Here is a 17,242-nt window from a genome sequence, read left to right on the forward strand (position 1 = left end):
AATGCGCGCCGACACCGCTCCGCGCGCACCGGGTTCTCGTCGCGCCAGTCCGGGGAAAGCAGGTCGGCCGTGCTCTTGCGTCTGCCCACGTCCGTGTCCGAGGCACGCCAGTGCCTGTCCGAGGGGGCGATACCCGTCGGCGGAGCCACTCTCCAGTGGGCCGTCTGGCAACGGGACGGCTTCCCGCGGCAGGCGATGAGCCTGCGGGAGGTGCCGGAGGCCAATGTGCTCGGCGCCGGGGAGCTGGGGGCGGCGGTGCTGCTGCACCGGATCGACGAGCGGGTGCCGGAGGTGCTGCGCCGGGCGGCGGCCGGGATCGGCACCGGTGCCGTGCGCAAGAGCGCCACGGTCGGCGGGAACATCGTCGGCAGCACCCTGCGCTGTCTGCTGCCCGCGGCCGTCGTGCTGGACGCGCGTGCGGTGGTGCTGGACACGGAGGGCCCCTACGAGACCGACCTCGCCGAGCTCACGGCGAAGCGTCCGCTGCTGTTGAGCCTGCGCTGGCGCACCCCGCTGGCGAGCGCCTACCGCAAGCTGTCGGAGGCCCCCGGCGGCCCGCCCCCGCTGGTCGTCGCGACCGCCGTGCACGCCCCCGCGGGCCTGCGCCCCCGCCTGCGGATCGCCGTCCGCGACGGCTATGACGTGCTCGCCGAGAGCACGGAGTGCGACAGCGGCGCGGAGTCGGTGCTGGACGCCCTGACCGGCACGGCGATCGGCACGCTGCCGGCCGAGGCGCGCGCGGTGGTCCGGGACCAGGTGACGGAACTGCTGGCCCGCACGCCCTCGTAGGGCCGCGCGGGCCGCTACGCCGACCGGCGGAACCCGATCGTCGGTACCGCTCGTCTCAGCGGCCACGGGCGGGCCTGTTCCGTCGGTACGAGCTCCGCCAGGAAGCCGTACCGCCGCAGGGCCGCGGGGTCCTGGCCCGGCAGCGACTGGACCTTGCGCCACCAGGCGCCGATCTCCGACCAGCCCGGTGCCGACAGGGAGCCGCCGAACTCCTGGACGGAGAGCGCGGCCGTGAGCCCGGCGAAGGCGAGCCGGTCGGCGAGCGGCCAGCCCGCGAGCGTGCCGGTGACGAACCCGGCGACGAAGACATCACCGGCGCCGGTGGGATCGAGGGCCTCCACGGCGATGGCGGGCACCTCGGCGGACTCCCCGGTGCGCCGGTCGACCGCGTAGGCGCCCTCCGCGCCGAGGGTGACCACGGCGAGCGGCACATGGTCGAGGAGGGCGTGGGCCGCCTCGCGCGGGCAGGAGGTGCGGGTGTAGCGCATGGCCTCCTCGGCGTTGGGCAGGAAGGCCTCGCAGTGTTCGAGGTCGGCGAGGCCCGCCAGGTCCCAGGCGCCGGTGTCGTCCCAGCCGACGTCGGCGAAGACGCGGGTGCCCTTGCTCGCGGCCTGGGCGATCCAGGGGGCGCGCTTGCCCGGCACGAGCGAGGCGACGGCGGCACGCGCGCGTGGGGGGCAGTCGGGGGCGCCCTCTTGAATAATTGCAGCTTCCGGGGGCGGCTCGTGGCCGTGGGAGACCATCGTGCGCTCGCCCTCGTACGCCATCGAGACGGTGACGGGCGAGTGCCAGCCCGCGACCGTGCGCGACGGCGAGAGGTCGATGCCCTCGCCCTGGGCCAGGGCGTCCCAGCAGTACTCGCCGTAGTGGTCGGAGCCGAAGGCGGCGGCGAGGGAGGTCCTGAGCCCGAGTCGGGCGAGCGCGGTGGCCATGTTGGCGACACCGCCGGGGCTCGACCCCATCCCGCGCGCCCAGGACTCGGTCCCGCGCACGGGTGCGGAGTCGAGGCCGGTGAAGATGATGTCGAGGAAGACGGTGCCGGTGAGATAGACGTCCCAAGGGGGGTCGTCGGGGGTGCGCAGCGCGGCGAGCGGGTCGACCTGGGCCTGACCCGGCTCGGCCGCTCCGAAGTGCGACGGTCCCTTTCCGACGGATGCGCTGGACGCGATCACGGGGCGCTCCCTGCGAGTGGTACGGATTCAGCCAGTCTGCACCACACCACCGACAACAGGGGTGCCAACACCGGCCCGCACCCTTCGGCCCTCCCCTACCAGCGCGGCACCCCCGGCGTCACCCACCCCGGCTCCGCGACCCGCATGGCCGCCGCGTCGTCCCGCTCCCTCAGTCCCCCGTCGTCGTCGGCCCACCGCTGGTGCAGCGCCCGCAGCCGCTCCCGGTCGACCTCGACCCCCAGCCCCGGCGCGTCGGACACGGCCACCTTCCCGTCCTCGAACACCAACCGCTGGGTCAGCACGTCCTCCGTCTGCCACGGATAGTGCGAGTCGCACGCGTGGTGCAGGCCGGGCACGGTGGCCGCCACCTGCGTCATCGCGGCCAGCGAGATCCCCAGATGGGTGTTGGAGTGCATCGACACCCCCACCCCGAACGTCCGGCAGATCGCGGCGAGTTGCTGCGTGTTCCGCAGGCCGCCCCAGTAGTGGTGATCGGACAGCACCACCTGCACGGCCCCCGTCCCGAACGCCTCCGCGATCTCCGCGAACGTCGTCACGCACATGTTCGTGGCGAGCGGCACCCCGGTCCCGGCGGCCACCTCGGCCATGGCGGCCGTACCGAGCGCGGGATCCTCCAGATACTCCAGAACGTCCCCGAGCTCCGCCGCCACCCTCAGCGAAGTGGCCACGGACCAGGCGCCGTTGGGATCGAGCCGCAGCGGATGGCCGGGAAACGCCTCGGCGAGCGCCCGTACCGCGGCGATCTCCTCGTCCGGCGGGAACACCCCGCCCTTGAGCTTGAACGACGTGAACCCGTACCGCTCCTTGAACAGCCGGGCCTGCGCCACGACCCCGGCCGGATCGAGGGCGGCCCCCCAGTCGTCCTTCTCCGCGGCGACGCCCGCCGGATGGTCGGCCCACTTGTAGAACAGGTAGGCGCTGTACTCGACGGCGTCCCGCACCTTGCCGCCGAGCAGCGCGTGCACGGGCAGCCCCAGCGCCTTGCCGAGCGCGTCGAGGCAGGCGACCTCGAACCCGGAGACGACGGACAACCGCAGCTTGTCGGCGGTCTGCACGCCGCGCAGTCCGCCCACGTCGACCTGCCCGGAGACCCGCGCATCGGCCACGGCCACCTCGTCGGCGACCGCGAACAGCCCGTTCAGGTCGGACACCTGACGACCGATCAGCTTCTGCGCGAACGGCCGTGCCGGCTCCAGGTACTTGGTGTCGCCGTAGGTCTCCCCGAACCCCACCACCCCATCAGCCGTCTCGACTTCGACGATCAGCCGGGGCGTGTACGGCTGGTGCACCCCTTGCGTGTTGAGCAGCGGCGGGTCGGCGACGAGGATCGGCGTCAGCCGTACGTCGGCGATCGTGAGATCCACTATGCCATCTCCTCATGTAGACGACATCCACATATAAAGATGGAGGTTAGATACGCGAACAACAGCCGTCAATGGCGCCGCCCGGTCGGATTACGATCGGCACATGTCAGAGACAGGGGGCGTCCGCGAGGTGAAGTCGGCGGCGCGGACGGTCGAGCTGCTGGAACTCCTCGCGGCCCGCGGGGACCGCCCGGCACGCCTCCAGGAGCTGGCCGACGCGCTCCAGGTCCCCCGCAGCTCGATGTACGCCCTCCTCCAGACCCTGATCTCGCGCGGCTGGGTCCGCACCGACATCACCGGCTCCCTCTACGGCATCGGCATCCACGCCCTGCTGACCGGCACCAGCTACCTCGACTCCGACCCGCGCGTCCGGGTCGTACGGCCGTATCTCGACGAGGCGTCCGACGCGCTGGGCGAGACCATCCACATGGGCCGGCTCGACGGCCGGGACGTGGCCTATCTGGCGACCCGCGAGTCCCACGAGTACCTGCGCACGATCAGCCGCGTCGGCCGCCGCCTCCCCGCCCACGCGGGCGCCCTCGGCAAGGCCCTGCTCGCCGAGCGCCCCGACGCGGAACTGCCCGAGGGCCCGTACGAGACGCTCACGCCCCACACCCGCACGACCCGCGAGGCCCTCACGGCGGACCTCGCCGAGACGCGGGCCCGCGGCTACTCCGTCGACCGCGAGGAAGGCGTCCCCGGCATCATCGGCTTCGGCTTCGCCCTGCGCTACGACTCCCCCGCCCAGGACGCCATCAGCTGCTCGGTGCCGGTGGCCCGGCTGACGCCGGAGCACGAGGGGCGGATCATCGCGGTGATGCGGGAGATCAGGGGCAAGATCGAGGCGACGGTACCGGCGGCGGGCGGCGCGGCGGTCCACTGGCGTTAAACCGCCGACCGCCCGCCACGGGCGGCACGTTTACCCACCCCTCCCCACCCCAAACACCAAGTGCCCCACATCACACCCCCCGCTCTTCTTCTCGAACCGCGTGCTTGATACAAATTGCCCGCGCGTTCCTGTCCGTCGACGGTCGTCGCCCAACCCCCTTTTCTGAGCCGCTTCTTTCGCATGCCCTGGGAACGCCCGTGTCCGCCCGTCGCTCCACCCTGCCCTGGCCCCTCGTCGCCCTTTTCACGGCCGGGTACCTCGCCCCGTACCTCCTCCCGACCACCGTCGGCAGGCTCGACTCGGGGCTTCCGCTCTCCGCCACCGAGGCGGGCGCCGTCGGCAGCGCGCTGCTGCTGAGTTCGGCCTCGGCGGGCTTCCTGCTCGCCGCCCGCGTCGACCGGATCGGCCCCCGCCTCCTCGCCCGCACCGGCCTCGTCCTCGCCGTCCTCGGCTACGGCGGCGCCGCGCTCACGCACACCGTGGGGGCCGTCATCGCGGACGTGCTCATCGGCGGCTTCGGCTCGGGTACGGCGACGGCGGTGGCCGCCACCGGCATCGCCGCCCAGCCCGACCCGCACCGCACCACCACGCTCGGCCTGCTCGGCGTCTCCGCGCTCGCGGGCGCCGTCTATCTGACGGTCCCGCACCTCGGCCCGGGCCACGGCCAGCCGCTGGCGGCGATCGCCCTCACGGCGGCGGCGGTCTGGCCCCTGACCGCCCGCCTCACACCCGCGACGACCCCCCACCGCACCCGGCAACAGCCGAGGACCCCGCTCCCCCACCTGCGCGCCGGACTGCTCCTCGCCCTCACCCTGCCGTGCTGGTCGCTCGCCCAGAACTCCCTGTGGGGCGTCAGCGGCCGCATCGGCCTCGACCAGGCCCACCTCACCGAGGCGACCGTCGGCGCGGTCTTCGCCGTCGCCCTGGGCGCCGGCCTGCTCGGCGTCATCGGCGCGGGCGCACTCGGCCCCCGCCTCGGCAGGGCCCTCCCCATCGGCGCGGGCACGGCCCTGATCGCCGCCTGCATCGCCCTGAGCGCCTCCGCGACCGACCTCACGACGTTCGCGACCGGCGAGATCGCGTGGAACACGCTCTACCCGATCGTCCTGTCGTACGTCATAGGCCTCGCCGCCTCCCTGGACCCGAGGGGCCGCTGGGCGGTCCTGGTCGGCTCGGCATCATCACTGGGCACGGCGGCGGGCCCATTGGCAGGCAGCCTCCTGTCGGCACAGGCGGGCTTCGAGGCGATGGGCTGGGTGCTGGCGGCGGGCCTGCTCCTGATCGCGGTGCCGATGACGGCGGTGGCGATGGGCAAGGGAAGGCGCCCCCTGCCGGTGGTGGAGGTACCGGTGGAGATGCCGGCCCCGCAGACCGTCACGGCGGCCTAGAACTCGTACTCCTCCACCTCGGCGAGATACCGAGCCCGCCGCTCCTCATCGTGCTCAAGAAAACTCGCCAGGAACGAGTTCCGAGCAAGCTCCCGCAACCGCTCCTCCCCCAACCCCAACGCGGACCCCACCGCATCGAAGTTGTCCCCCACATACCCCCCGAAATAGGCCGGGTCGTCAGAGTTCACGGTGCACAACAGCCCCGCATCCAACATCGCCGGAAGCGGATGATCCGCAAGCACATCAACCGTCCGCAGCCGCACATTCGACAGCGGACACAAGGTCAACGGAACCCGCTCCCGCACCAGCCGCTCCACCAGCGCCGGATCCTCCACGCACCGCAGCCCGTGGTCGATCCGCTCCACCCCGAGCACGTCCAGCGCCTCGGTGATGTACTCCGGCGGCCCCTCCTCGCCCGCATGAGCAACCCGCCGCAGCCCGAGCGCCGCAGCCGCCTCGTACACCTCGCGGAACTTCACCGGCGGATGCCCGACCTCGGCGGAGTCGAGCCCGACGCCGACGATCCGGTCGAGGTACGGCTTCGCGGCCTCCAGCGTCCGAAGGGCCGACTCGGCGGACTCGTCCCGCAGGAAGCACATGATCAGCTGGGTGGAGACGCCGTGCCGGGCCTCGCTCTCACCGAGCGCCCGCCACAGCCCCTGCACCACCGTGCCCATGCCCACACCGCGCGCGATGTGCGCCTGCGGGTCGAAGAAGATCTCCGCGTGCCGCACGCCCTGCGCGGCGGCGCGGGCGAGATAGGCGTTCGCGAGGTCCTCGAAGTCGCGCTCGGTGCGGAGCACGGCCATGAGCTCGTAGTAAAGGTTCAGGAAGGACTGGAGGTCCTCGAAGTCGTACGCCTTGCGCAGCTCTTCGGTGTCCGCGTACGGCAGCTCGACGCCGTTGCGCGCGGCCAGCTCAAACGCCAGCTCCGGCTCCAGTGTGCCTTCGATGTGCAGGTGCAGTTCAGCTTTGGGGAGGGGCATCAAAGCATCGTACGGCCGCTTTATCGGCGTTTCGGAACCGGCACCCGCAGCAGGTCGTGTGCCACCGTCAGCTCGCCCTCGAACCCGGCGGCCCGCGCCTGCCGTTCGAACTCGTCGGGCTCGGTGTAGCGCTGGCTGAAGTGGGTGAGGACGAGATGCCGTACGCCGGCGTCCCGGGCGACGGTCGCGGCCTGCCCGGCGGTGAGGTGGCCGTGTTCGACCGCGAGGTGCGTGTCCTCGTCGAGGAACGTGGACTCGATGACGAGCATGTCGCAGCCGTCCGCGAGGGCGTACACGCCGTCGCACAGGCGGGTGTCCATGACGAACGCGAACCGCTGTCCGCGGCGGACCTCGCTGACGTCCGCCAGGGTCACGTCCCCGACCGTGCCCTCGCGCTGGATGCGGCCCACGTCCGGCCCCTTGATGCCGTGCGCGGCGAGGCGGTCGGGCAGCATGCGGCGGCCGTCGGGTTCGACGAGGCGGTAGCCGTACGACTCGACGGGGTGGGAGAGCTTGCGGGCCTCCAGCGCGTAGGAGGCGGACCCGCCCAGCACGCCGTCCTCGTTCACCGGCGCCTGGGTGACCTCGACGGTCTCCCGGTACGCCGTCGCGTAGCGCAGCCGGTCGAAGAAGCGCTGGCCGGACTTCGGGTAGTGGGCGGTGATCTCGTGCGGGACGCGGTCGAGGTTGATGCGCTGGATGACGCCCGCGAGACCGAGGGAGTGGTCGCCGTGGAAGTGGGTGACGCAGATCCGGTTCAGGTCGTGCGCGGCGACCCCGGCGCGCAGCATCTGGCGCTGGGTGCCCTCGCCCGGGTCGAAGAGGATGCCCTCGCCGTCCCAGCGCAGCAGGTAGCCGTTGTGGTTGCGGTGCCGGGTGGGGACCTGGCTGGCGGTGCCGAGGACCACCAATTCACGTACGGACACGGTGACTTACCCGGGGGGCCATTCGAGGCCGCGGCCGCCGAGGACGTGCGCGTGCGCGTGCCAGACGGTCTGGCCCGCGCCGGCGCCCGTGTTGAAGACGATGCGGTAGCTCTCCAGCTTCTCCTCGTCGGCGACGGTCTGCGCCTCGCGCAGCACGTCGGCGGCGATGGTGGGCTCCGCGGCGGCGAGGGCGGCGGCGTTCTCGTAGTGCACCTTGGGGATGATCAGGACATGCGTCGGCGCCTGGGGGTTGATGTCCCGGAAGGCGACGGTGGTGTCCGACTCGCGGACGATCGTGGCCGGGATCTGACCCTCGACGATCTTGCAGAACAGGCAGTCCGCCTGCGGCTCCCCTGGCATGGTCTCCCTTTCGCCCTACGGTCTCGGGGGCATCGTATCGAGCAGGTCAGGGAAGCGACGGAGGCACCTTCGCCGGAGTTCCCTCCAGCTCCTCCAGCGCGAGCCTTATGGCCTCGTCCAGTTGGACGTCCCGGCCCGCCCCGTGGTCCTGCGGGCGCTGGACGACCTCGACGTCCGGGTCCACGCCGTGGTTCTCCACGCCCCACCCGTAACCCTCCAGCCAGAAGGCGTACTTGGGCTGCGTGACGAGCGTGTCGTCGACGAGGTGGTAACGGCTGTCGATGCCGATGACACCGCCCCAGGTGCGGGTGCCGACGACCGGGCCGATGCCGAGGGCCTTGATGGCCGCGTTGACGATGTCGCCGTCCGAGCCGGAGAACTCGTTGGCGACGGCGACGACAGGGCCGCGCGGGGCGTCCTGCGGGTAGCTGTAGGGGCGCATCCCGCGCGGGCTGGCCCAGCCGACGATCCTGCGGGCCAGCTTCTCCACCACCAGCTGGGAGGTGTGGCCGCCGCGGTTCTCGCGGACGTCGACGACGAGCCCCTCGCGGGCCACCTCGACGCGCAGGTCGCGGTGGATCTGGGCCCAGCCGGGGGCCTGCATGTCGGGGACGTGGAGGTAGCCGAGGCGGCCGCCGGAGCGTTCGTGGACGTAGGCGCGGCGGTCGGTGACCCAGGCGTGGTAGCGCAGCGGCTCCTCGTTGGCGACCGGGACGACGACCGCGTGCCGTACGTCGCCGCCGCCGGACGGGGAGATGGTCAGCTCGATCGCCTTGCCCGCCGTACCGACGAGCAGCGGTGCCGGACCCGTCACCGGGTCGACCGGCCGGCCCGCGACCGCGACGATCGCGTCCCCGGCGCGGACCGCGACACCGGGGGCGGCGAGCGGGGAACGGGCGTCGGGGTCGGAGGTCTCCGAGGGCAGGATGCGGTCGATGCGCCAACTGCCGTCCGGGTGGCGGGAGATGTCGGCGCCGAGGAGGCCCTGCCGGGCGCCGCTGCCGTAGCCGCCGCGCGGGACGACGTAGGCGTGCGAGGTGCCCAGCTCGCCCTGGACCTCCCAGAGGAGGTCGACGAGGTCGTCGTGGGTGGCGACGCGGTCGAGGACGGGGCGGTAGCGGTCGAGGACGCCGTCCCAGTCGGTGCCGCCGAGGTCGGGGCGCCAGAAGTGGTCGCGCATGATGCGGCCGGTCTCGTCGTACATCTGCCGCCACTCGGCCGCCGGGTCGATCGTCTGGCGGATCCGGGTGAGGTCGACGGTGATGTTGGTGTCGCTGTCGTCGTCGTTCGAGGCGCGGCGGTCGCTCGGTACGACCTTCAGCCGGCCGTCGGTGCCGAGCAGGACCCGCTTGCCGTCGCCGCTGACGGCGAAGTGGTCGACGTCGGCTGCCAGATGCTCGACGCGCTGCTGGACGAGGTCGAAGCGCTCCAGTTCGGTCTTGGGGTCGGGCGCGTCGGGCGTGGCCCGGGAGGCGCCCAGCACCCCGCGCACCGGGTGCCTGAGCCACAGCACGCCGTCCTTCGCGGCCCGCAGGTCGGAGTAGCGGGCGGCCTCCACCGGAAAGGGCACGATCCGGTCGGCGAGGCCTTCGAGGTCGATCCGGGTGGCCGGGGCGCCCTCGCTGTCGGGGGTCTCGTCCTTGTCGGGCGCGTCGAACGGGCGGCCGTGCCGCTGCGGTCCGAAGGGGGACGGGGTGGTGGCGGCGAGGGTGATGAGGTGCGGGCGGGCGCCCTCCACGAAGGCCAGGTCGAAGACGTACTCGTCGTAGACCGGGTCGAAGGAGCGGGTGGAGAGGAACGCCAGGTGCTTGCCGTCGAGGGTGAAGGCGGGGGCGTAGTCCTGGAAGCGCAGCGGGGTCGCCTCGGTGACCGACAGGTCGGTGGTGTTGGCGAGGCGGAGCTGGCTGAGCGGGCGCGGGCCGGGGTGGGACCAGGCGAGCCAGGCCGAGTCGGGTGAGAAGACCAGCCCGGCGGCGTCGCCGTCCTCGCTGCGGTCGATCTCGCGGACCTCGCCCGTCTCGCGTTCGACGAGGAGGACGCGTCCGTCGTGCGCGGCTACGGCGGCACGGCTGCCGTCCGGTGCCATCGCCAGGTCGAGGACCCGGCCGAGCCGGCCCGCCGCGAGCCGGCGCGGGGTGGCGCCGGGGGCGAGGCCGGTGGCGGGCGCGAACTCCAGGGCGTCGTCGCCGTCGGCGTCCGTCACCCACACCACCCACTCCTCGCCGTCGGCGCGGAAGGCGCGCGGCAGCCGGGACCGCACGCCGGGCTCGGCGGCGAGCGCGCGGGCCGGGCCGGAGCGGTGGGTGACCCAGTGCACGGCCCCGCGCACACAGACGGCGCTGCCGCGCGCGGTGTGGTCGGGGGACGCCGACTCGACCCAGCGGGAGGCGTTCAGGGTGTAGGGCTGGAGGTCGGCGCGGGAGCCGCCGAGCCGGATGTCGAGCCGGCGCGGCTCCGCCCCGTCCAGGTCGTCGAGGACCCACAGCTCACCGGCGGAGGAGTAGACGACCCGGTCGCCGTCCCCGGCGGCGTGCCGGGCGTAGAACCCGTCGACGGGGGTGTGCCGCCGCAGATCGGCCCCGTCCGCGAGGGACGAATAGACAGCCCCGACCCCCTCATGGTCGGAGAGAAAAGCGATCCGCTCCCCCGCCCACACCGGGAACTCGATGTTCCCGTCGAGCTCTTCATGCAGCCGTACGAACTCCCCGTCCCCACCGTCGTCGATCCACAACTTGCCCGCGGTGCCGCCCCGGTACCGCTTCCACCAGGCGGCCTCGCGCCCCATCGGGGCGGAGAGGAGAACGGTGCTCGGCCCCTGCGCCACGGCCCCCACGGGACCGTACGGCAGGACGGTGGACGGGCCGCCGTCGAGCGGGACGGTGTGCGCCCAGGAGCGGCGCAGGCTGGCCTGGCCGTGGGTGGTGAGGGCGAGGACCTGCCCGTCAGGCGTCCAGCCCCGCACCTGGGTACGCCAACTCCCCCAGTGCGTCAGCCGTTTGACGGGCCCGCCGTCGACCGGGGCGATGTGCACCTCGGGCGCCCCGTCCCGCGTCGAGGTCCAGGCGACGGTGGTGCCGTCGGGTGAGATGCGGGGGGTGGAGACGGGCACGTTGTCACTGCTGACCCGCCAGGCGCGGCCGCCGTCGAGGGGCGCGATCCACACGTCGTCCTCGGCGGTGAAGGCGACCAAGTCGCCGTGCAGATGCGGATATCGGAGATACGCGGGCGTCGCGGGCTGGGTCACCCGATCACCCTAAGGTCATTTGCCCTGCACCGGACGGCAGTCCGGGTACTTGTCGCACCACACGGTCTCGGTGACGGTGACGGTGACCGTGGCCCCGGGGTTGTTGTTCGCGGGCTTCGGGGTGGCATTGCAGTTGCCCAGCCCGTTCACCTGGAACCACTGCTTCCCGTCGATCTTCGCGGTCAACTCCCCGCGCACGCACTGCCCGTTGACGACCCGGGTGATCTTCCCGTCGACCTTGATGTCCTTGCCGTCGTTGGTCTCACCGGTGCAGTGCACCTCGGCGACGGCGTTCTCGGTGGCGGTGGGCGTGGGGCGGTTGCCGTAGGAGGCCTGGCAGGTGAGCCACTGCACCTTCGCGTGCTGCCGCTCCAGCTCCTTGGTGACGGTCTGATCGGTGGTGTACGCCACGGACGCGGAACTCAACCCGGCGGGATCACAGGCGACGACCCCACCGACGGCCACCACACCGAACGCGACCACCGCGCCGATACGCCGGCCCCGGTGCCGCCAAATCCTCCTCAATACCCCCATGGAGGGCAGCTTCCCACTGTCCCGCCCGACGCGGTAGAGCACATACGGACACTCATCCCACATTCGAGTGACACGCGTGCACCGGAGGGACCCTCAGGCGCGCAGCAGCAGCCACTCCTGGAGCTCCACCAGGTTGCCCTCGGGGTCCTTGAGGTGGGCTACTCGCATGCGGTCCGTCATGGCGGCGGGGCCGTGGAGGAGGTGTGCGCCTCGGGAGGTGATCTGCTCGATGTAGGAGTTCAGGTCGTCGACCCGTAGCACCACCAGCGACCGGTGCCCGGTCGCCTCGTCGCCCAGTTCGCCCAGGATGCCGGCCATCATGGCCCGGTCCTGGAGGGCGATGCCGGCCGACCCGGTGGTGGGGCTGAACTTCTCGTACGGTCCCTCGGCCGCCCCCGACTGCGGCTTCAGGCCGAGGACTTCGGCGTAGAAGCGGTAGCAGGCGGCGAAGTCGGTGACGAGGAGCCGTACTTGGGCGAGTTCCACGGTGTTTCCCCCGGGGGTTCGGTCAGGACCAGCGGCCGGTGCGGCCCAGGAGCAGGGCCGCGGCCGCCGTCCCGGCGGTCGACGTACGCAACACGGTAGGACCCAGCACGTACGCCTCCGCACCCGCCTCCTCGAAGAGCGCCAACTCGTCCTTGGCGACGCCCCCTTCGGGCCCGACGACGAGCACGATCTCGCCCTCGTCGGGGAGTTCGGCGGTGGCGAGCGGCCGGCTGCCGCGTTCGAAGTCGGAGTGGAGCACGGCGGCGAAGTCGGCGTGGGCGAGGAGTGCCGCGACCTGCTTGGTCGTCGCCAGGTCCGCGACCTCGGGGAAGCGGACGCGCCGGGACTGCTTGCCGGCCTCGCGGGCGGTGGCCCGCCACTTGCCGAGCGCCTTCAGCCCCCGCTCGCCCTTCCACTGGGTGATGCAACGGGCCGCCTGCCAGGGCACGACCGCGTCGACGCCGACCTCGGTCATGGTCTCGACGGCGAGTTCGCCCCGGTCGCCCTTGGGAAGGGCCTGGACGACGGTGATGCGCGGCTGCGCCACCGGCTCCTCGCTGACGCTGTCCAGCTTGACGATCAGCCGGTCCTTGCCCTCGGTGCCGAGCACGACGCAGTCGGCCCAGCGTCCGGCACCGTCGGTGAGGATGACGTCCTCGCCCGCCTGGAGGCGCTTCACCGAGACGGCGTGCCGTCCCTCGGGCCCGTCGAGGACGTAGTGGCCGCCGCCACCGGCGTCGAAGTGCTCGACGACGAACACGGGAGCGGTCATCGCAGCTCACCTCCGGGGGTACGGAACGACGACAACGCTGTCGTGGCGTCCGCCAGTTCGGCGGCCAGCACCTCCACGAGCTGCCCGGCGGGCAGCGCCCGCGCCATCCGGTGCCCCTGTCCCGCCCACAGGGCCATGCCCTGCGCGTCCTTGGCCTTCGCGGCGGCCTTGCGCAGGGGGGCGGTGAGGTGGTGGACCTCGGGGTAGGCGGCGGGGGCGTACGGGCCGTGCTCGCGCATGAAGCGGTTGACGAGCCCGCGGGCGGGGCGCCCGGAGAAGGCCCGGGTCAGTTCCGTCCGCACGAAGAGCGGGTTGGTCAGCGCCTGCTTGTGGAGGTCGGCGGCGCCGGACTCGGGGGTGGCGAGGAAGGCGGTGCCGAGCTGGGCGGCACTGGCGCCGGCGGCGAGGACGGCGGCGATCTGGCTGCCGCGCATGAGGCCGCCGGCGGCGACGACGGGAATCCGGACGGTCTCCCGGATCTGCCCGACGAGCGAGAGCAGTCCGAGCCCGGCCCCGTCGCTCTCGGGGACGTCCCGGTGGGTGCCCTGATGCCCGCCCGCCTCGACGCCCTGCGCGATGACCGCGTCGGCCCCGGCCCGCTCCACGGCGAGCGCCTCGTCGGGGGTGGTGGCGGTGACGAGGGTGAAGGTCCCGGCCCGCCGCAGCGCCTCCAGCACCTCACCGTTCGGCACGCCGAAGTGGAAGGAGACGACGGGGACGGGGTTGTCGAGGAGTACGGCGAGCTTGGCGTCGTATCCGTCGTCCCGCCCGCTGTCGCGGTCACCTAGCTCGGTCTCGTACCAGGCGGCTTCCCCGGCCAGCTGATGCGCGTAGACGTCGACCGCGGCGGGGTCGGCGTACTCGGGCTGCGGCATGAAGAGGTTGACGCCGAAGGGCCGCCCGCTCAGCCCGCGCAGTTGCTTGATCTCCTGGTACATGCCGTCGGCCGTCTTGTACCCGGCGGCAAGGAACCCGAGCCCCCCGGCCTCGGACACGGCGGCGGCGAGCTGCGGCACGGAGACACCGCCCGCCATGGGGGCCTGCACGATCGGATGGGGGAAGAGATCGGTCAGCGCGGAGGACATGCCCGCATGGTGCCACGTCCCCCGAACAAGTCCGAATCCGGCCTTCCCCAGGCATAGTCCCCTGGCACGAGAAGGCGCCGGCCACCTCACGGTGCCGGCGCCCGTCCCGCCTCAGCGCCCGTCGAAGGCGTCCTTCAACCGACTCAGCGCCCGTCGAAGGCGTCCTTCAACCGACTCAGCGCCCGTTGAACGCGTCCTTCAACCGCGAGAACAACCCCTGCTGCCCAGGCTGGAACTGCCCCTGAGGCCGCTCCTCGCCCCGCAGCTTCGCCAGCTCGCGCAGCAACCGCTCCTGCTCCGGGTCCAGCTTGTTCGGCGTCTGCACCTCGACGTGCACGATGAGGTCACCACGCCCCCCGCCCCGAAGATGCGTGACACCGCGGCCGTGCAGCGGGATCGACTGCCCGGACTGCGTGCCCGGGCGGATGTCGACCTCTTCCAGGCCGTCCAGCGTCTCCAGCGGCACCTTCGTGCCGAGCGCCGCCGCCGTCATCGGGATCGTCACCGTGCAGTGCAGGTCGTCGCCGCGCCGCTGGAACATCGAGTGCGGCAGCTCGTGGATCTCGACGTAGAGGTCACCGGCGGGACCGCCACCGGGCCCGACCTCGCCCTCACCCGCGAGCTGGATGCGCGTGCCGTTGTCGACACCGGCCGGGATCTTCACGGTCAGCGTGCGACGCGAGCGGACCCGGCCGTCACCGGCGCACTCGGGGCACGGCGTCGGCACGACCGTACCGAAGCCCTGGCACTGCGGGCAGGGCCGCGAGGTCATGACCTGGCCCAGGAAGGACCGGGTGACCTGCGAGACCTCACCGCGGCCCCGGCACATGTCACACGTCTGCGCGGAGGTGCCCGGCGCCGCACCCTCACCACTACAGGTGGAGCACACGATCGCGGTGTCGACCTGGATGTCCTTCGTCGTGCCGAAGGCCGCCTCGTCGAGCTCGATCTCCAGCCGGATCATCGCGTCCTGGCCCCGCCGCGTACGCGACCGCGGACCGCGCTGCGACGCCGTACCGAAGAACGCGTCCATGATGTCCGAGAAGTTCCCGAACCCACCGGCGCCGAAGCCGCCCGCGCCACCGCCGCCCGCCTGGGACAGCGGGTCGCCGCCGAGGTCGTAGACCTGCTTCTTCTGCGGGTCCGACAGCACCTCGTAAGCGGCGTTGATCTCCTTGAACCGCTCCTGGGTCTTCGGATCCGGGTTGACGTCCGGGTGCAGCTCGCGCGCGAGCCGACGGAACGCCTTCTTGATCTCATCCTGCGACGCGTCGCGGCGCACGCCGAGAACGGCGTAGTAGTCCGTGGCCACTTACGACTCCGCCAGGATCTGTCCGACGTACCGTGCCACTGCGCGTACCGCTCCCATCGTTCCCGGGTAATCCATGCGGGTCGGTCCGACCACGCCGAGCTTGGCTACTGCCTCGCCGCCCGAACCGTAGCCGACCGACACCACCGAAGTTGAGTTGAGTCCCTCATAGGCGTTCTCGTGACCGATGCGTACGGTCATGCCCGAATCCCCTGCCTCGCCAAGCAACTTGAGGAGGACGACCTGCTCCTCCAGCGCCTCCAGGACGGGCCGGATGGTGAGGGGGAAGTCATGTCCGAAGCGGGTGAGATTGGCGGTTCCGCCGATCATCAACCGCTCCTCGTTCTCCTCGACGAGTGTCTCCAGCAGAGTGGAGAGCACAGTGGCGACCGTACCCCGATCCTCCACGTCGAAGCCCTCGGGCAGGTCCTCGACCAGTCGCGGCACATCGGTGAAGCGGCGCCCCGCGACCCTGCTGTTGAGGCGCGCCCGCAGATCGGCCAGCGAGGCCTCCCCGAAGGGCGCCGGGCAGTCGATCATGCGCTGCTCGACCCGGCCCGTGTCGGTGATCAGGACGAGCATCACGCGCGCGGGAGCGAGCGAGAGCAGCTCCACATGCCGCACGGTGGACCGGGTCAGCGACGGGTACTGCACCACCGCCACCTGCCGGGTGAGCTGCGCGAGCAGCCGCACGGTGCGGGCCACCACGTCGTCGAGGTCGACGGCGCCGTCGAGGAAGTTCTGGATCGCGCGCCGCTCGGGCGCGCTCATCGGCTTGACGCCCGCGAGCTTGTCGACGAACAGCCGGTAGCCCTTGTCCGTGGGGATGCGCCCGGCGCTGGTGTGCGGCTGGGCGATGAACCCCTCGTCCTCCAGGGCGGCCATGTCGTTGCGCACGGTCGCCGGGGAGACGCCGAGGTTGTGCCGCTCGGTGAGGGCCTTGGAACCGACGGGCTCCTCGGTGCCGACATAGTCCTGGACGATGGCGCGCAACACCTGAAGCCTGCGTTCACTCAGCATCCGCGCACACCTCCAGAAGTCGTTCCCCAGGCCCCTCTCTGGCACTCTGTCCGTCCGAGTGCCAGCGTTCCCCGCGGCCCAGTGTACGGCGGTGGGGTACCACCCGGGCAAGGTCGGCCCGGGTGTGACCGCGTGTACCGCTAGCGTCGCGGTATGACGGTGACTTGGGAAGAGCTGGGGTGGCTCAGGGTGGCGGCCGGGGTGGGCCGGTGCCGGCTGCCGGTCTGGGACTGCACGGTGGGGCTGGTCGTCGGCGCGGACACGGCCCTGTTGGTGGACGCCGGGTCGAGCCTCGCGGAGGGGGCGCGGCTGCGGTCGCAGGCGGAGGCGCTCGCCGGGCACCGTGTGACCCATCTCGCGCTCACCCACCCCCACTTCGACCATGTCTTCGGTGCGGCGGCGTTCGCGGGCGCGGAGGTGTTCGGGCCGGTCGGCATGGACACGCTCCTCGACCAGCAGCAGGCCCGCGCCGAGCTGCGCGCGGACGCGGTACGCGAAGGGCTGGCGGAGCACCTGGCCGACGAGGCGGTCGACGCCCTCCCCCACCCCCGCCATCTGGTCTCCGGCGAGTGGACCCTCGACCTCGGCGGCGGCCGGCAGGTCCTGCTGGCGAACGTCGGCCCCGGGCACACGGCCCACGACCTCGCGGTCCTGGTCCCGGGCTCGCCCGAGGTGGTGTTCTGCGGCGACCTGGTCGAGGAGTCCGGTGAGCCGCAGGCGGGCCCGGACGCCGTGCCGTCGCACTGGCCGGCCGCCCTGGACCGGCTCCTGGAGCTGGGCGGCGAGGACGCGCTGTACGTACCCGGTCACGGAGCGGTGGTGGACGCGGCGTTCGTACGGGCACAGCGCGACGCCCTGGCGGCACGTTTCGGCGTGTCGCGGTAACCCGCCGCGGGC

General features: G+C 72.4%; 16 protein-coding genes. 4 read left to right on the forward strand and 12 right to left on the reverse strand.

The window, feature by feature from the left end; genetic code table 11:
- Positions 1-69: 69 nt before the first annotated feature.
- Positions 70-789 carry an FAD binding domain-containing protein gene (locus tag CRP56_RS14215; protein WP_097263938.1) on the forward strand — a complete coding sequence of 240 codons (720 nt, stop codon included), beginning with the start codon at positions 70-72 and terminating at the stop codon, positions 787-789.
- A gap of 14 nt (positions 790-803) precedes the next feature.
- Here CRP56_RS14215 and CRP56_RS14220 read toward each other — a convergent pair whose 3' ends face one another.
- Both CRP56_RS14220 and CRP56_RS14225 read right to left on the reverse strand, forming a co-directional pair.
- A complete protein-coding gene (locus CRP56_RS14220; RefSeq protein WP_097263939.1) occupies positions 804-1,961 on the reverse strand; it encodes a carbohydrate kinase family protein in 1,158 nt (385 codons plus the stop codon).
- Between the two features lie 95 nt (positions 1,962-2,056).
- Positions 2,057-3,346 carry a glucarate dehydratase family protein gene (locus CRP56_RS14225; protein WP_097263940.1) on the reverse strand — a complete coding sequence of 430 codons (1,290 nt, stop codon included), beginning with the start codon at positions 3,344-3,346 and terminating at the stop codon, positions 2,057-2,059.
- 103 nt (positions 3,347-3,449) lie between these two features.
- Here CRP56_RS14225 and CRP56_RS14230 point away from each other — a divergent pair, with 103 nt between their 5' ends.
- Complete coding sequence (locus tag CRP56_RS14230; RefSeq protein WP_097263942.1) at positions 3,450-4,235, forward strand: IclR family transcriptional regulator; 786 nt, start codon at positions 3,450-3,452, stop codon at positions 4,233-4,235.
- 197 nt (positions 4,236-4,432) lie between these two features.
- A complete protein-coding gene (locus CRP56_RS14235; RefSeq protein WP_097263943.1) occupies positions 4,433-5,623 on the forward strand; it encodes an MFS transporter in 1,191 nt (396 codons plus the stop codon).
- Here CRP56_RS14235 and CRP56_RS14240 read toward each other — a convergent pair.
- The 10 genes from CRP56_RS14240 to hrcA form a co-directional block, all read right to left on the reverse strand.
- Positions 5,620-6,609: an adenosine deaminase gene (locus CRP56_RS14240; protein ID WP_097263944.1), complete on the reverse strand. Its 990-nt coding sequence runs from the start codon at positions 6,607-6,609 to the stop codon at positions 5,620-5,622. The two genes, CRP56_RS14235 and CRP56_RS14240, sit on opposite strands and share 4 nt — an antisense overlap.
- A 20-nt stretch (positions 6,610-6,629) precedes the next feature.
- Complete coding sequence (locus tag CRP56_RS14245; RefSeq protein WP_097263946.1) at positions 6,630-7,535, reverse strand: ribonuclease Z; 906 nt, start codon at positions 7,533-7,535, stop codon at positions 6,630-6,632.
- Between the two features lie 6 nt (positions 7,536-7,541).
- Positions 7,542-7,895: a histidine triad nucleotide-binding protein gene (locus CRP56_RS14250; RefSeq protein ID WP_097263947.1), complete on the reverse strand. Its 354-nt coding sequence runs from the start codon at positions 7,893-7,895 to the stop codon at positions 7,542-7,544.
- Between the two features lie 46 nt (positions 7,896-7,941).
- Positions 7,942-11,139: a S41 family peptidase gene (locus tag CRP56_RS14255; RefSeq protein WP_097263948.1), complete on the reverse strand. Its 3,198-nt coding sequence runs from the start codon at positions 11,137-11,139 to the stop codon at positions 7,942-7,944.
- Positions 11,140-11,154: 15 nt separating this feature from the next.
- Positions 11,155-11,673, reverse strand: a complete 519-nt coding sequence (locus CRP56_RS14260) for a hypothetical protein (RefSeq protein ID WP_097274037.1) — start codon at positions 11,671-11,673, stop codon at positions 11,155-11,157.
- Positions 11,674-11,766: 93 nt separating this feature from the next.
- Positions 11,767-12,159 (reverse strand): VOC family protein, encoded by a 393-nt coding sequence (locus CRP56_RS14265; protein WP_097263950.1) that lies wholly within the window; start codon positions 12,157-12,159, stop codon positions 11,767-11,769.
- Positions 12,160-12,181: 22 nt separating this feature from the next.
- On the reverse strand, positions 12,182-12,931 hold the full coding sequence (locus CRP56_RS14270) for a 16S rRNA (uracil(1498)-N(3))-methyltransferase (RefSeq protein ID WP_097263952.1): 750 nt from the start codon (positions 12,929-12,931) through the stop codon (positions 12,182-12,184).
- Positions 12,928-14,016 (reverse strand): nitronate monooxygenase, encoded by a 1,089-nt coding sequence (locus tag CRP56_RS14275; RefSeq protein WP_097263953.1) that lies wholly within the window; start codon positions 14,014-14,016, stop codon positions 12,928-12,930. Before CRP56_RS14275 ends, CRP56_RS14270 begins: the two co-directional genes overlap by 4 nt.
- Before the next feature lie 175 nt (positions 14,017-14,191).
- Positions 14,192-15,328, reverse strand: coding sequence for a molecular chaperone DnaJ (gene dnaJ, locus CRP56_RS14280; protein ID WP_097263955.1), 1,137 nt, complete (start codon positions 15,326-15,328; stop codon positions 14,192-14,194).
- Positions 15,329-16,345, reverse strand: coding sequence for a heat-inducible transcriptional repressor HrcA (gene hrcA, locus CRP56_RS14285; RefSeq protein ID WP_097263956.1), 1,017 nt, complete (start codon positions 16,343-16,345; stop codon positions 15,329-15,331).
- 153 nt (positions 16,346-16,498) lie between these two features.
- Between hrcA and CRP56_RS14290 the strand changes: the two genes are divergently transcribed.
- Positions 16,499-17,230, forward strand: a complete 732-nt coding sequence (locus tag CRP56_RS14290; RefSeq protein ID WP_097263958.1) for an MBL fold metallo-hydrolase — start codon at positions 16,499-16,501, stop codon at positions 17,228-17,230.
- The last annotated feature ends 12 nt before the right edge of the window (positions 17,231-17,242 follow it).

The sequence above is a fragment of the Streptomyces sp. TLI_55 genome (assembly GCF_900206255.1).
GTDB lineage: Bacteria > Actinomycetota > Actinomycetes > Streptomycetales > Streptomycetaceae > Streptomyces > Streptomyces aquilus.

What these genes read in the sequence shown, in the direction of transcription:
- CRP56_RS14230 (WP_097263942.1), top strand. Translation starts at nt 3,450, where the DNA reads ATGTCAGAGACAGGGGGCGTCCGCGAGGTGAAGTCGGCGGCGCGGACG.
- CRP56_RS14240 (WP_097263944.1), bottom strand. Translation starts at nt 6,609, where the DNA reads ATGCCCCTCCCCAAAGCTGAACTGCACCTGCACATCGAAGGCACACTG.
- CRP56_RS14250 (WP_097263947.1), bottom strand. Translation starts at nt 7,895, where the DNA reads ATGCCAGGGGAGCCGCAGGCGGACTGCCTGTTCTGCAAGATCGTCGAG.
- CRP56_RS14260 (WP_097274037.1), bottom strand. Translation starts at nt 11,673, where the DNA reads ATGGGGGTATTGAGGAGGATTTGGCGGCACCGGGGCCGGCGTATCGGC.
- CRP56_RS14270 (WP_097263952.1), bottom strand. Translation starts at nt 12,931, where the DNA reads ATGACCGCTCCCGTGTTCGTCGTCGAGCACTTCGACGCCGGTGGCGGC.
- CRP56_RS14275 (WP_097263953.1), bottom strand. Translation starts at nt 14,016, where the DNA reads ATGTCCTCCGCGCTGACCGATCTCTTCCCCCATCCGATCGTGCAGGCC.
- hrcA (WP_097263956.1), bottom strand. Translation starts at nt 16,345, where the DNA reads ATGCTGAGTGAACGCAGGCTTCAGGTGTTGCGCGCCATCGTCCAGGAC.
- CRP56_RS14290 (WP_097263958.1), top strand. Translation starts at nt 16,499, where the DNA reads ATGACGGTGACTTGGGAAGAGCTGGGGTGGCTCAGGGTGGCGGCCGGG.